General features: G+C 58.4%; 13 protein-coding genes, 1 tRNA gene and 1 pseudogene. 11 read left to right on the plus strand and 4 right to left on the minus strand.

The window, feature by feature from the left end:
• Position 1 precedes the first annotated feature (1 nt).
• Positions 2-952, plus strand: coding sequence for an alpha-E domain-containing protein (locus ABH912_RS30045; RefSeq protein ID WP_033055742.1), 951 nt, complete (start codon positions 2-4; stop codon positions 950-952).
• Positions 949-1,770, plus strand: a complete 822-nt coding sequence (locus tag ABH912_RS30050) for a transglutaminase family protein (protein WP_033055741.1) — start codon at positions 949-951, stop codon at positions 1,768-1,770. The genes ABH912_RS30045 and ABH912_RS30050 overlap by 4 nt, the downstream gene beginning before the upstream one ends.
• Positions 1,771-1,893: 123 nt before the next feature.
• Here ABH912_RS30050 and ABH912_RS30055 read toward each other — a convergent pair whose 3' ends face one another.
• Positions 1,894-2,715: a c-type cytochrome gene (locus ABH912_RS30055; protein WP_033055740.1), complete on the minus strand. Its 822-nt coding sequence runs from the start codon at positions 2,713-2,715 to the stop codon at positions 1,894-1,896.
• Positions 2,716-3,311: 596 nt separating this feature from the next.
• Between ABH912_RS30055 and ABH912_RS30060 the strand changes: the two genes are divergently transcribed.
• The 3 genes from ABH912_RS30060 to ABH912_RS30070 all read left to right on the plus strand — a co-directional run bounded on the left by ABH912_RS30060 (position 3,312) and on the right by ABH912_RS30070 (position 7,520).
• Positions 3,312-4,517 carry an acetyl-CoA C-acetyltransferase gene (locus ABH912_RS30060; protein ID WP_033055739.1) on the plus strand — a complete coding sequence of 402 codons (1,206 nt, stop codon included), beginning with the start codon at positions 3,312-3,314 and terminating at the stop codon, positions 4,515-4,517.
• Between the two features lie 34 nt (positions 4,518-4,551).
• Entirely contained in the window at positions 4,552-6,696 is a 2,145-nt protein-coding gene (locus ABH912_RS30065; protein ID WP_429512494.1) for a 3-hydroxyacyl-CoA dehydrogenase NAD-binding domain-containing protein, read from the plus strand.
• A 95-nt stretch (positions 6,697-6,791) separates the two neighbouring features.
• Positions 6,792-7,520 (plus strand): amidotransferase, encoded by a 729-nt coding sequence (locus ABH912_RS30070; RefSeq protein WP_033055736.1) that lies wholly within the window; start codon positions 6,792-6,794, stop codon positions 7,518-7,520.
• Between the two features lie 54 nt (positions 7,521-7,574).
• Here the strand turns inward: ABH912_RS30070 and ABH912_RS30075 are convergent, their stop codons facing one another.
• From ABH912_RS30075 to ABH912_RS30085, 3 genes are all read right to left on the minus strand, one after another.
• Entirely contained in the window at positions 7,575-8,546 is a 972-nt protein-coding gene (locus ABH912_RS30075; protein WP_008148819.1) for a magnesium and cobalt transport protein CorA, read from the minus strand.
• A 162-nt stretch (positions 8,547-8,708) separates the two neighbouring features.
• A complete protein-coding gene (locus ABH912_RS30080; protein ID WP_429512497.1) occupies positions 8,709-9,431 on the minus strand; it encodes a 1-acylglycerol-3-phosphate O-acyltransferase in 723 nt (240 codons plus the stop codon).
• Positions 9,432-9,644: 213 nt separating this feature from the next.
• Positions 9,645-10,334, minus strand: a complete 690-nt coding sequence (locus tag ABH912_RS30085) for a crotonase/enoyl-CoA hydratase family protein (RefSeq protein ID WP_033055733.1) — start codon at positions 10,332-10,334, stop codon at positions 9,645-9,647.
• Between the two features lie 64 nt (positions 10,335-10,398).
• On the opposite strand from ABH912_RS30085, the gene ABH912_RS30090 reads away from it, so the two are divergent.
• The 6 genes and pseudogenes from ABH912_RS30090 (at position 10,399) to ABH912_RS30115 (ending at position 13,006) form a co-directional block, all read left to right on the plus strand.
• Complete coding sequence (locus ABH912_RS30090; protein ID WP_156363906.1) at positions 10,399-10,548, plus strand: hypothetical protein; 150 nt, start codon at positions 10,399-10,401, stop codon at positions 10,546-10,548.
• Between the two features lie 93 nt (positions 10,549-10,641).
• Positions 10,642-10,731 (plus strand) — tRNA-Ser (locus tag ABH912_RS30095).
• 328 nt (positions 10,732-11,059) lie between these two features.
• Complete coding sequence (locus tag ABH912_RS30100; protein WP_082459027.1) at positions 11,060-11,242, plus strand: hypothetical protein; 183 nt, start codon at positions 11,060-11,062, stop codon at positions 11,240-11,242.
• A 21-nt stretch (positions 11,243-11,263) separates the two neighbouring features.
• A pseudogene (locus ABH912_RS30105) lies at positions 11,264-11,613 on the plus strand (6-aminohexanoate hydrolase); the annotation flags it as partial.
• 34 nt (positions 11,614-11,647) lie between these two features.
• On the plus strand, positions 11,648-11,968 hold the full coding sequence (locus tag ABH912_RS30110) for a YbjQ family protein (RefSeq protein WP_033055729.1): 321 nt from the start codon (positions 11,648-11,650) through the stop codon (positions 11,966-11,968).
• Between the two features lie 666 nt (positions 11,969-12,634).
• Positions 12,635-13,006, plus strand: a complete 372-nt coding sequence (locus tag ABH912_RS30115; RefSeq protein WP_033055724.1) for a hypothetical protein — start codon at positions 12,635-12,637, stop codon at positions 13,004-13,006.
• The last annotated feature ends 59 nt before the right edge of the window (positions 13,007-13,065 follow it).

Consider the following 13,065-nt stretch of genomic DNA (forward strand, 5'->3'; position numbering starts at 1 on the left):
CATGTTAAGTAGAACTGCCTCGGATTTGTATTGGATGTCGCGTTACCTGGAGCGGGCGGAAAACCTCGCACGGATGCTCGACATCAGTTATTCGCTGTCGCTGATGCCACAGGATGGCCGTGGTGATGGCCTGCATGAACTCGCCATGCCGTTGTTGATCACCGGCACCCTGGACGATTACCTGGAGCGCCACGGCGACTTGCACGCTGAACGGCTGCTGCATTTCTTCGCCCTGGATGCGGCCAACCCGGCGAGCATCTACAGCTGCCTCGGCGCCGCACGGGCCAGTGCCCATGCGGTGCGTGGGCGAATCACCGCCGACATGTGGGAAAACATCAACGCCACCTGGCTGGAAATTCGCGGGATTGCCGATCAGGGCTTGAGTCGCTACGGCATGAGTCGATTCTGCGAGTGGATCAAGGAACGTTCCCACCTGTTCCGCGGCGCGTCCTACGGCACGATCATGCGTAACGATGCGTTCCGCTTCATTCGTCTGGGGACATTTATCGAAAGGGCCGACAACACGTTGCGCCTGCTCGATGCCCGCTACGAAATGGCGGGCGATCAGGCCGAGGCGGTCAGCGATGGCACCGCTCACGCGTATTACCAGTGGAGTGCCTTGCTGCGGGCGTTGTCCTCGTTCGAGGCCTATACCGAGATCTACCGCGATGCGCCCGGCGCCCGGCATGTGGCTGAGTTGCTACTGCTGCGGGCTGACGTGCCGCGTTCATTGCGCGCCTGCACCGAAGAAATCGACCAGATCCTTGCCCAGTTGCCGGGGGCCAACGGCCGTCCCGCGCAACGCCTGGCAGCGGAAATGGACGCACGCCTGCGCTACACCGGCATCACCGAAATTCTCGACGAAGGCCTGCACGCCTGGCTGACCGAGTTCATCCCGCTGGTGCGCCAGTTGGGTAACGCCATACACAGTTCCTACCTGGAGGCTGCATGAGACTTTCCATTAGCCACGAGACCACCTATCACTACGAAGATCAGGTGCGGGCGAGCATCCAGTACCTGCGACTGACACCCCACGACAGCGAACGCCAGCACGTGCTCAGCTGGCAGCTCGACTTGCCGCGCCCGGTGCGCGCGCAACTCGATCCGTTCGGTAACATCCTGCACGTGCTGACCATGGACGAGCCCCACGAGGCGATCATCATCGGTGCTCGTGGGCAGGTGGACATCGACGAATTGCGCGAGGCGGAACATGAAAGCCAGTCGGCGCTGCCGTTCTTGCGTTTCACTCGCCTGACCGAAGCCGACGAAGCCCTGCGTGCGTTCGCCGAGAAGGAATGCAAGCAGCGCCGGGATCGCACGGCGCTGATCGACTTGATGCATGGCCTGAACCAGCACATGACCTACACACCGGGCTCCACCGAAGTGGACACCAGCGCCGCGCAGGCCTTCGCCGGGCGTTCGGGCGTCTGTCAGGACCACACCCACGCGTTTCTCGCCTGCGCTCGCAGCCTGGGCATTCCGTCGCGTTATGTGTCGGGCTATTTGTACAGCGAGAACAGCGAACACCTGGCCAGTCATGCCTGGGCGGAAGCCTGGCTCGATGACGCCTGGTACAGCTTCGACGTGACCAATGAATTGGCGCGGCCTGAGCGTCATTTGAAACTGGCGGTGGGTCTGGATTACCTGGATGCCTGCCCGGTGCGTGGCATGCGGCGTGGCGGTGGTTGCGAGCAGATGCATGCGAAGGTGTTTGTGTCACCGACACCGATACCGATGCCTTTGCCGGTGATCTCCGTCCAGCAACAGTAACCCGCAACACCACAAACCCACTGTAGGAGTGAGCCTGCTCGCGATAGCGGCTTATCAGTCACACATTAATTGACTGGAAGTCCGCCATCGCGAGCAGGCTCACTCCTACATGGGGGAATGGTGTCAGGGCTTAACTTTTCGCCCAGCCATGTGCTTCAAATACCCCACCAACCTCTCCAGATCCCCGTCCGGCAACACCGTCGCCGAGAACCCGGGCATCTTCGCCTGAGGCCACTGACGCAAGCTCTGCGGATCACGAATGTAGCGCTTGAGGAAATCCGCGCCAAAATACTCGGTCGGGTTAAACGGAATATTCAGGTCCGGCCCAAACTGCGCATCCCCGGCGCCGTTCAATCGATGGCACGCCAGGCAATTCTTCTGAAACAGCGCAAAGCCCTTGTTCACCGGATCGTCAGCCTTCAACGCCGGATCGGGCAGCAGGGCAGGGAAGCGCTCGGCCACCGGTGCCAAGCGCTTGATGCTCGCCACTTGAAAGGGCCATTGCTCGGGGCTGATATCGCCCGCCTGCGGATCGGTCCAGACCAGATAGAACGGCCCGGCGCCGGGTTTGCCTTCCGACAGCGGTGGCCACGGTTTGGCGGGTTCTTCAATCGCCAGCCATGCACGCGCACCCTGGGTATTGAGCAACGGCGCGGCTGACAGTTCTGCGGCAAAACCATCCAGGGCTACCGCCTGTAAATGGTCTTCAGGTTTGATGCCCGTCAACAACGCAGCCACCGGAACAGCGCGATAGCTCATGTCCCGTTTGTAGGAAACGTCGTTGCTGATGGTGATGGTCTGAACCTGAGGATGCTTGAGCAACTCCTCGGTTTGCCAGGTGCGACTGCTCGCGCCGAGCTCAAGGTTCAGCTGTGCGGCAGACAGAGGCGTGCTGAGCAGCAAGGCCCCGAACAGAATGAGCGTTTTCAAATGATCGCCGTCCATGTCGTGGAAGTGCCGCAAAGGTTGGCACACCCACGCTGGCCCGGGTAGCGAACCAGTCACATTTTTAGAGGGCGATATAAAACCCGGCGCCGTATTTTTTAATGACCGACTAGCCGATCACCTTGGTCAGGTTCGGCAAAATCAACAACAGCGTAGTGGCAAAAAGAATGAGCCCGGCTTGACGTACTTTCGATTGTTTGAACATGGCTTGACCGCCTTTATTGTTATTTCCTGATGCCTGCCTGCATTTCTCCATGACGGCAGAGCGTTGCACTTCCTGTTTGACGAGCGCCTCGGCAAAACCCGACGACAACTTCGTACAACTTCACCTTAGAGCCCGCGTCACGCTTGGTTTAGATCCATTTCGTATGGACTTCACCTAAATGGCTATTAAAAAGACATGAGGCCTATTGCCAGCTTCTTGGGCGCCCTTTTGCTAGACAGCTCGGTGTCCTCAATCGGTTAATTCGGTCGCTGCCTACCGTCCGTCTGAGCGTGACCGTCAACGTCTGTGAGCACTGCGGTCATTGAATCCAGGGCTGCTCGGCCTAAGGTGGGGGCTCTGCATTTACTCCCCGCTCAGGTTCGAGGACGTCATGACCCAAGCTTTGATTTTCGACGCGTTACGCACGCCCCGCGGCAAAGGCAAGGCCAATGGCGCCTTGCACAGCGTCAAACCGGTGAACCTGGTAGCCGGGCTGCTCACCGCGCTGCAACAGCGTACGTCTCTCGATACCAGTCAGGTCGACGATGTGGTACTTGGCTGCGTGACGCCCATCGGCGACCAGGGTTCCGACATCGCCAAAACCGCGACCCAGGTGGCGGATTGGGACGTCAGCGTGGCGGGTTTGCAGATCAACCGCTTCTGCGCCTCGGGGCTGGAGGCGGTGAACCTCGGCGCGATGAAAGTGCGTTCCGGCTTCGAAGACCTGGTGGTGGTCGGCGGCGTCGAGTCCATGTCCCGCGTGCCGATGGGCAGCGATGGCGGCGCCTGGGCACATGACCCGGAAACCAATTTTCACAGCCATTTCGCCCCTCAAGGCGTGGGCGCTGACCTGATAGCCACGTTGGAAGGCTTCAGCCGTCAAGACGTCGATGCCTATGCGCTGCACTCTCAGCAAAAGGCTGCGCGGGCAAGGGCCGACGGTTCGTTCAACAAGTCGCTGGTGCCGGTGCAGGACCAGAACGGCATTATCCTGCTCGATCACGATGAATTCATCCGCGCCGGATCGACCATGGAAGGCTTGGGCCAGCTCAAGCCGAGCTTCGAGATGATCGGGCAAATGGGCTTCGATGCCACCGCGCTTCGGGTCTACAGCCATGTCGAGCGGATCAACCACGTGCACACGGCGGGTAACAGTTCCGGGATCGTCGATGGCGCGGCGCTGATGCTGATCGGCTCCGAGGCCAAGGGCCGGGCGCTGGGTTTGCAGCCGCGGGCACGGATCGTCGCCACCGCCGTCACCAGCACCGACCCGACCATCATGCTCACCGGCCCCGCGCCGGCCACCCGCAAGGCACTGGCCAAGGCCGGGCTGCGGGTTGAAGACATCGACCTGTTCGAGGTCAACGAAGCTTTCGCCTCGGTAGTGCTGAAATTCATCAAGGACATGGCCATCGACCCGGATAAGGTCAACGTCAACGGCGGCTCCATCGCCATGGGTCACCCGCTGGGCGCCACTGGCTGCGCGATCCTCGGCACGCTGCTCGATGAACTGGAAACCCGGCGCCTGCGCTATGGCCTCGCGACGTTGTGTGTCGGCGGCGGCATGGGCATCGCCACCATCATCGAACGCCTCTGAGCCCCCGACCGACTTTCAAGGAAGCACTTTCATCATGACTGAAGCCATCCGTTACGAAAAAGGCCAGGACCAGATCGTCGTCCTGACCATCGACATGCCGGGCCAGAGCGCCAACACCATGAACGCGGTCTACCGCGAAGCCATGGCCGCGTGTGTTGCCAGACTGGTTGCCGACAAAGACACCATCGCCGGCGTGATCATCACCTCGGCCAAGAAAACCTTCTTTGCTGGCGGCGACCTCAATGAACTGATCAAGGTCGGCAAACCTGAAGCCAAAGCCTTCTATGACATGGTGCTGACGTTAAAAGGGCAGCTGCGAACCCTGGAAACCCTCGGCAAACCGGTGGTCGCCGCGATCAACGGCGCCGCGTTGGGCGGCGGTTGGGAAATCTGCCTGGCGTGCCATCACCGAGTGGCGCTGGACAACCCATCGGTACAACTCGGCCTGCCGGAAGTGACCCTCGGCCTGTTGCCGGGCGGTGGCGGGGTGGTGCGCATGGTGCGGATGCTGGGTATTGAAAAAGCCTTGCCCTATCTGCTCGAAGGCAAAAAAGTCCGGCCGCAACAGGCATTGCGGGCAGGTTTGATTGATGAGTTGGCGGCGGATCGTGATGAACTGCTGGCTAAGGCCCGCGCCTGGATTATCGCCCATCCTTCAGCGGTGCAGCGCTGGGACGTGAAGGGTTACCAGATTCCGGGGGGCACGCCGTCGGACCCGAAAGTCGCGCAAATGCTGGCCATCGCGCCGTCGATCCTGCGCAGCAAAACCCAGGGCTGCCTGCCCGCGCCAGAGAAAATCCTCTGCGCCGTGGTGGAAGGTGCCCAGGTGGATTTCGACACCGCGCATTTGATCGAAACCCGTTATTTCACCGAATTGACCACCGGCCAGGTGTCGAAAAACCTGATCGGCACGTTCTGGTTCCAGCTCAACGAAATCAATGCCGGCAGCTCGCGGCCTCAGGGCTTTGCACCTTACGTGACGCGTCGCGTGGGTGTGCTGGGCGCAGGCATGATGGGCGCTGGAATTGCCTTTGCCAGCGCGTCGGCCGGCATCGACGTGGTGCTCAAGGACATCAATCTTGCGGCGGCACAAAAGGGCAAGGCTCATTCGGCGGCGCTGCTGGACAAGAAGGTTGCGCGTGGCCAATTGAGTGCCGATCAGCGCGATGCAACGCTGGCGCGAATTCACCCCACTGAAAGCGATGCCGATCTGGCCGGTTGTGATCTGATCATTGAAGCGGTGTTTGAAGATCGCGATCTGAAAGCCAAGGTCTCTTCGGCAGCGCAAAAAGTCGTTGGCCCGGATGCGGTGATAGCTTCCAACACGTCGACCTTGCCAATCAGCGGCCTCGCGACCGCCGTGCCGGATCAGAGCAAGTTCATCGGCCTGCATTTCTTCAGCCCCGTGGAGAAAATGCCCTTGGTGGAAATCATCAAAGGCGCCCACACCAGCAACGAAACCCTGGCTCGCGGGTTCGATTTCGTCCTGCAAATCAAGAAAACCCCGATTGTGGTCAACGACAGTCGCGGTTTCTTCACCTCGCGGGTGTTCGGCACATTCACCAACGAAGGCATCGCCATGCTGGGCGAAGGCGTGAGCGCGCCGATGATCGAGACCGAAGCGCGCAAGGCCGGCATGCCGATCGGACCTCTGGCGATCTCCGACGAAGTTTCCCTCAGCCTGATGAGCCATATCCGTCAGCAAACCGCCAAAGACCTGCAAGCAGAAGGGAAACCGCTGATTGAGCACCCGGCATTCGCCGTGATTGACTTGCTGCTCAACGAATACAAGCGTCCGGGCAAGGCTGCTGGTGGTGGTTTCTACGATTATCCGGCCCGTGGGCAAAAGTATCTGTGGCCAGAGCTGAAAAGCCGTTTCGAGAAGGCTGACGGGCAGATTTCGCCGAAGGACGTGCGTGATCGACTGCTGTTCGTGCAAGCCATCGAAACCGTGCGCTGTGTGGAGGAGGGGGTGTTGACCTCGACGGCGGACGCCAACGTCGGCTCGATCTTCGGTATCGGCTTCGCCGCCTGGACCGGTGGCGCGCTGCAGTTCATCAATCAGTACGGCGTGAAAGATTTCGTCGCCCGTGCCCAGTACCTGGCGGAGCAATATGGCGAACGATTCGCTCCGCCCGCGCTATTGCTGGAGAAAGCGGCTAAAGGGGAGGCGTTCTAGGGGACGGGTGACGCATTCCGGGGCTTGCCTTGCCACTGTGTTTCAAGGCAGGCTCTGGGGTGTGCATTATTCCCATCATGTGTCAGGTATTTTTTATGTCGTTACGCATCTGCATTCTGGAAACCGACATCCTGCGTCCGGAACTGGTCGATCAATATCAGGGGTACGGGCAGATGTTCCAGCGTCTGTTTTCGCAGCAACCCATCGCTGCCGAGTTCACTGTGTACAACGTGATGCAGGGCGAATATCCCGGCGATGAGCTGAGCTTCGACGCCTATCTGGTCACTGGCAGCAAGGCCGACTCCTTTGGCACCGACCCGTGGATTGAAACCCTCAAGGCTTACCTGCTGACCCGCTACGAGCGCGGCGACAAACTGCTGGGCGTGTGCTTCGGCCATCAACTGTTGGCGCTGCTGCTGGGCGGCAAGAGTGAACGTGCGACCCAAGGCTGGGGCGTCGGCACCCACAAGTACAAACTCGCCGCCAAGGCGCCGTGGATGAGCCCGGTGAGGGAAGAACTGACCTTATTGATCAGCCACCAGGATCAGGTCACCGCGCTCCCGGCAAACGCCACGGTCATTGCTTCCAGCGATTTCTGCCCGTTCGCCGCGTACCACATCAACGATCAGGTGCTGTGCTTCCAGGGGCATCCGGAGTTCATTCACGATTACTCGCGCGCGCTGTTGGATATCCGTCAGGAAGCGCTGGGCGAGCAGATCTATTCGAAAGGTATGGCGAGCCTGGAACACGAGCATCATGGCACTACTGTGGCGGAGTGGATGATGCGGTTTGTGGCGCACAAGCCAGCATCCGAGTCGGTTTAAAGGGCAGACAAAGAACCTGTGGCGAGGGAGCAAGCTCCCTCGCCACAACGCCTGTCACAACCACCCGGATTTCTTGAAACTCGCCCACAAACTTACACACCCCACCGCAATAACCCCCAACACCCCGAAATACCCGTAATGCCAACTCAACTCTGGCATGTCCTGAAAGTTCATCCCGTATATCCCCGCCACCGCCGTCGGGAACGCCAGAATCGCCGCCCACGCCGCAAACTTGCGCTGCACCACGCTTTGGCGTGACGCCTCCAGCAACACCCCGACCTCAATCGTCTGGCTGGCAATGTCCGCCAGGGTCGTCAGGTCTTCCATCTGCCGCGTCACGTGGATCTGCACATCGCGAAAGTACGGGCGCATGTTCTTGTCGATGAACGGGAAACTCAGCTTCTGCAATTCTTCACCGATCTCCACCATCGGCGCCGCAAACCGGCGCAAGCGCAGTACATCGCGGCGCAGGCTGTGGAGTTTTTGAATGTCGCGCTCGTTCAGGGAGCTACACATGACGTTGCGTTCCAGCTCATCGATCTCTGCGTGGATCGCTTCGCCCATGGGCTGGTAGTTTTCGATCACGAAGTCGAGGATGGCATAGAGTACGAAATCTTCCCCGTGCTCCAGCAACAGCGGACGCGCCTCACAACGCTGTCGGACATGGGCGTAGGACGCCGAGTGACCGTTGCGTGCGGTAATGATGTAGCCCTTGCCGGCAAAGATATGAGTCTCGATGAACTCCAGTTTTCCTTCATTTCGGATAGGCGAGTACGTGACGATAAACAGTGCGTCACCGAAGGTTTCCAGTTTCGGTCGACTGTGTTTTTCCAGGGCGTCTTCGATGGCCAGTTCGTGCAGGTTGAACTGGCGTTGCAGGTTGAACAGCTCCTGGGCGTTCGGCTCTTCAAGACCGATCCAGACAAAGTGGCCAGGCTTTGCCGCCCAGGCAGCGCCTTCATCGAGGGTGATATTGGTGACTTTTTTACCGGCGCTATAAACCGCAGCAGCAACAACTCTACCCATGATAGTGATTCACTTCTTATTGGCAGCTTTCTATTAGCAAAGATGGCAGTGGCAGGCAGTCTCCAGCTTAGCCCTGTCTACTGCTTGAGAGTCAGTGAAATCTGCTGAGTTCGCAGGCAAAAGCTCACAGGCAAAAGAAAACCCGCACAAGGCGGGTTTCTTTTATGCGACTTGCAGTTGCCGATCCATCGAAGCGATGCACTCGCGCATCTGCTCGCGGCACTGGGCAATCAGCAGCGGCATGTCATCCAGGCTCAATCCGGCCGTAGGAATCGCCGGTAACGAGCGGATCAGAATTTTCCCACTGCGCCAACGGTTCAATCGCATGTGTTTAACGTAACTGCTGACACACACCGGAACAATCGGCACGCCGGCGGCAATGGCCATTTGAAAGGCGCCTTTCTTGAACGGCAGCAACTCTTCGCCCAGATTACGCGTGCCTTCCGGGAAGACCCAGATCGAAGTGTCTTCGTTCTGCAGCGTGTGAGTAGTGGTCAGCATCGACTGGCGCGCTTTCTGCGCATTGCCGCGATCGATCAGCACATTGCCCGCCAGCCAGAACAACTGACCAAACAGCGGCACCCACTTCAGACTCTTCTTGCCGATACACACGGTGCGGCGGGGCACCACGTTGCCGAACACAAACAGATCGTAGTTGGACTGATGGTTGGCGATGATCACGCAGCTGTCGGGTTTATCCATCAGCGGTCCGACGTCAGCCTTCACCCGCAGACGCAAAATGCACATCGCTGGCCATGCATAAAGACGCGCGCACAAACGGCTGTTGTCCGGATTGAACGGACGGCACAGACCCAGAAACACCCCAAGCACACCGGCCAGAATAAAGTGCAGGCCCATCAATAACATACGAAACACAAACAGCATTTACAGGCCCACCGGGACAAAAGGTGGCGCAGTGTACGGATGTGCACTGTTTTCGGCAATTACCACTATAGAGGTGGGAGATGGGCGATGTTTGAGCGCATGTTTCCGACTTATGGGTCAGACGCGATCTAGAGCGGTTGTAGGCTTTTCAACGGGGAGCGTAAGAAAAAGCCCGACACGACCGTCGGGCTTTTCGGTTTTGCAGGTTTGGACTTAAACCAAAGGTTCCTGATCCAGGATGATCGCGTTGTCCAGCGTCTCCAGCAGCGCTTTGCGCACTTTGAGCTTGGTGTTCTTGTGAGCGATCATGTTGATCTTCTTCAACTGACGAGCCGCCGCCAACGCCGCGCCTTGCAGCTCTTCGGCCGAAACCACCAGGTCGAGAAAACCGGCATCCACGGCACTCTGCGGATTAAACATCTCAGCGTTGATCACCGAGCGATGGAATGCCGACTTGCGCAGACGATCGCGGGCCAGTTCGATACCGGCGTGGTGCATGGTCATGCCGATCTGCACTTCGTTCAGGCCAATGCTGAATGGGCCGTCGACACCAATGCGGTAATCCACCGACAACAGCAGGAACGCGCCCTTGGCCACCGCATGCCCAGGGCACGCCACGATCACCGGGAACGGGTGCGACAACAGGCGACGGGCCAGGGTCGAACCGGCAGTCACCAGCGCCATGGCTTCTTTAGGACCTGAGGTCATCACCTTCAAGTCATAACCGCCCGACAGAATCCCGGGCGTACCGGTAATGATCACCACCGCACGATCAGTCACGGCCTGATCCAGCGCGGCGTTAAACGCAGCAATCACGTCCGGAGAGATGGCATTGACCTTGCCATTGCTCAAGGTCAGGGTCGCGATACCGTCTTCGAGATGGTAAGAAATCAACTCACTCATGACGCTAATCCTTTCAATAAAGTAGGGCAGACGTTACTCACCGCCGCAGGCCAGGTAAAGCGCCGTGACTGACCGCCCAGTCACCCTTTCCCCGCCCGGCAAGCGTCGCCCGCCACGCCCGCCGCGCATTTCCCTCTATATAGAAGCGGGCGCGACGCCGGAGATTGGCGGGTTTGCCATGGACTGGAACCTGCTCGAACGACTAAAACGCTAAGCGCATGAAAATTCTGCAAAAAAAGTTTGCCATCGGAAAAGCTTTCGACTACATTAGCGCGCCTCGACAGACAGAACATGTTTGACGAGATACGGTGAAGTGTCCGAGTGGCTTAAGGAGCACGCCTGGAAAGTGTGTATACAAGAAATTGTATCGAGAGTTCGAATCTCTCCTTCACCGCCAAATTCGATGTAACCAAAACCCCTGATTTCGAAAGAAGTCAGGGGTTTTGTGGTTTCTGGCGTCTGGAATTCGTGGATGCCAATGATATTGACCCAAGCCCATCGGCGAAGACGCTTCCGAAATTCATGTAGGACGGCTGATAGGCATGTGGGAAGTCATGCTGGAAAGCCAGGTAGCTGGGTGCTCTCATAGGTTTCGGCACCTGACACGAGCCGTTTCGTGAGGGGTATTCGCTTTACGCCTTTGGCGTACAAAATGAATCAACGGCAAGGCACATGACGCGGCCTATTATCTGGAAGGACAAACGCACGTTATGCAGGAACTCACCATGGAACAGGCGGAACTGGAAAAGGTTCACGTGGAGATCGTCAAGCTGATGGCTGAGCAGCGCAAGCTGAACGCCGAGGCCGGGAAGATGACCCGTGAAACTTTTTGGTATCCGGTGGCTGTAGCGACTGGGTTGATTGGCACGGTGGCCACTGTCACAACTGTGTTGGTCAAGTTGCTTTAACCTGTTGGACTGCCCAAGCCCGCTCGAGCGACCGGTCGCAACGTCGCACAATTGTTGTCGGAGCGGATCTGGAGCCGTTTGGGGGTTGAGCAGGACGCCTATTTCACGGTGGATTCCATTGGCACCCCGTTTGCTGGCGGCGGCTTGAACACGGGCTTGCGCGTTACCGTTCGATGTGGTGGGTGACCAACAAAGAGGGCGGAGCCTTCATGGCGCGCGGGGTCCATGGGCAACGCATTTATGTCGACCCGAAAGCCGAAATGGTGATTGTTCGCTACGCCTCCCATCCGGTCGCCAGTAACTCGGCTAATGATCCGGTCACCTTGCCGGCGTTTGATGCGTTGGCTCAACACCTGTCCAGGCTGCCTTGAGTCATTATCCCCGGGCCATGAAGAAGGAAATTTAATGATCACCACCACAACCCACACCATCGAAGGCCGACAAATCACCGCCTACCTGGACATCGTCAGTGCCGAGTCGGTGCAGGGGGTCAACGTTGTTCGCGATATGTTCGCCGGGATGCGGGATTTTTTCGGTGGGCGCTCTCAGACATTGGAGCGGGCGTTGAAGGAAGCACGGATTCAGGCCACCGATGAGTTGAAGGAGCGGGCGCGGGCACTTCAGGCTGATGCGGTGGTGGGGCTTGATTATGAGATCAGCATGCCGGCCGGGAAGGGCGGGATGGTGGTGGTGTTTGTGACCGGGACGGCGGTCAAGTTGAGGTGAATATGGTGACGAGGCCGTTCGTCGGGATGCAATAATTCGAACTACAAGTCCGGTAATGACTGGCTAGTCTCAAAAGCGTTAAAGGTCGATATTTTTCAGGCAAATAGGGCTTGCCGGTGTCGACCCTTTTTTGAGAGGGGAAAGGTATGGCTGATTCGTATATCGAAGACGACGGGTCTGAGTTTCCGATTAACAATTGCGTGCAGTGTGGTCAAGCGGAGTATGTGTCGGGCTTTGGTGAAGATCGGGTCCAGGTCGCCAAAGTGAAATCCAAGAAGCCCCGAACCGAAAAGGCGAATTTCTTGCCCAAGAGGGTGCCGGCGCCTTCCGGGAAGTAACCGTCAAACGGACAGCCCCCGCCATTGAGCGGGGTTTTTATTTTCACAAGGTCCGCTGTCGGGATTTGGACTACAGATACACAACACGCTGTTGGTTTTTTTTCACAAACTTTTCACACCTATCTACGTAGGCTCAACTCATCCGTTAGAAAGCAGTACCTGGCCCGTTCCCCAGCGGGCTTTTTTTTGCCTGTCATAAAACCTTTTCCAAAATTGCTGTCCAACCGTCGCCTATTGCGAGGTTGTACCCGTGCGTGTCTGGACTTTGTCTCCTCTAAAGCATTCAATCTCGTCCCTTTCGGTTACCCCCTTTTTTGAGGTTCTTGTCATGCGTTTAACACTGCCTGCTTTGGTTCTGGGGCTTTTGGTTGCTCAAGGTGCGATGGCTGCGGGTGATGGCACTGCCGCCATCGGTGGTGGTTTGGGTGGCGCGCTGGGTAATGTGGTCGGCCAGAGCATGGGCGGCAGCACCGGTGCAGCGATTGGTGCTGGTGTAGCGGGCGCAGCCGGCAGTGCCGTTGCCGCACGCAAAGGCAGCCGCACTAAAGCCGCCATTGGTGGTGGTGTCGGCGCGGCCGGCGGTTCGATCATCGGCAACAGCCTGGGCGGCAGGACCGGTTCCACCATCGGCGCAGGCTTGGGCGGCGCATTGGGCGGCGGCGTGGGCAGCAACCTGGCCAAAGGTCACAAGCGTCACTGATCCAGATCGATCAGCTCAAAAAGCCCGGCTTGATGCCGGGCTTTTTGTATCTAGATATT

The sequence above is a fragment of the Pseudomonas sp. BT76 TE3572 genome (assembly GCF_050435365.1).
Taxonomy (GTDB): domain Bacteria; phylum Pseudomonadota; class Gammaproteobacteria; order Pseudomonadales; family Pseudomonadaceae; genus Aquipseudomonas; species Aquipseudomonas fluorescens_W.

What these genes read in the sequence shown, in the direction of transcription:
- ABH912_RS30045 (WP_033055742.1), top strand. Translation starts at nt 2, where the DNA reads ATGTTAAGTAGAACTGCCTCGGATTTGTATTGGATGTCGCGTTACCTG.
- ABH912_RS30100 (WP_082459027.1), top strand. Translation starts at nt 11,060, where the DNA reads ATGGAACAGGCGGAACTGGAAAAGGTTCACGTGGAGATCGTCAAGCTG.
- ABH912_RS30065 (WP_429512494.1), top strand. Translation starts at nt 4,552, where the DNA reads ATGACTGAAGCCATCCGTTACGAAAAAGGCCAGGACCAGATCGTCGTC.
- ABH912_RS30075 (WP_008148819.1), bottom strand. Translation starts at nt 8,546, where the DNA reads ATGGGTAGAGTTGTTGCTGCTGCGGTTTATAGCGCCGGTAAAAAAGTC.
- ABH912_RS30110 (WP_033055729.1), top strand. Translation starts at nt 11,648, where the DNA reads ATGATCACCACCACAACCCACACCATCGAAGGCCGACAAATCACCGCC.
- ABH912_RS30070 (WP_033055736.1), top strand. Translation starts at nt 6,792, where the DNA reads ATGTCGTTACGCATCTGCATTCTGGAAACCGACATCCTGCGTCCGGAA.
- ABH912_RS30050 (WP_033055741.1), top strand. Translation starts at nt 949, where the DNA reads ATGAGACTTTCCATTAGCCACGAGACCACCTATCACTACGAAGATCAG.
- ABH912_RS30115 (WP_033055724.1), top strand. Translation starts at nt 12,635, where the DNA reads ATGCGTTTAACACTGCCTGCTTTGGTTCTGGGGCTTTTGGTTGCTCAA.
- ABH912_RS30080 (WP_429512497.1), bottom strand. Translation starts at nt 9,431, where the DNA reads ATGCTGTTTGTGTTTCGTATGTTATTGATGGGCCTGCACTTTATTCTG.
- ABH912_RS30055 (WP_033055740.1), bottom strand. Translation starts at nt 2,715, where the DNA reads ATGGACGGCGATCATTTGAAAACGCTCATTCTGTTCGGGGCCTTGCTG.
- ABH912_RS30085 (WP_033055733.1), bottom strand. Translation starts at nt 10,334, where the DNA reads ATGAGTGAGTTGATTTCTTACCATCTCGAAGACGGTATCGCGACCCTG.
- ABH912_RS30060 (WP_033055739.1), top strand. Translation starts at nt 3,312, where the DNA reads ATGACCCAAGCTTTGATTTTCGACGCGTTACGCACGCCCCGCGGCAAA.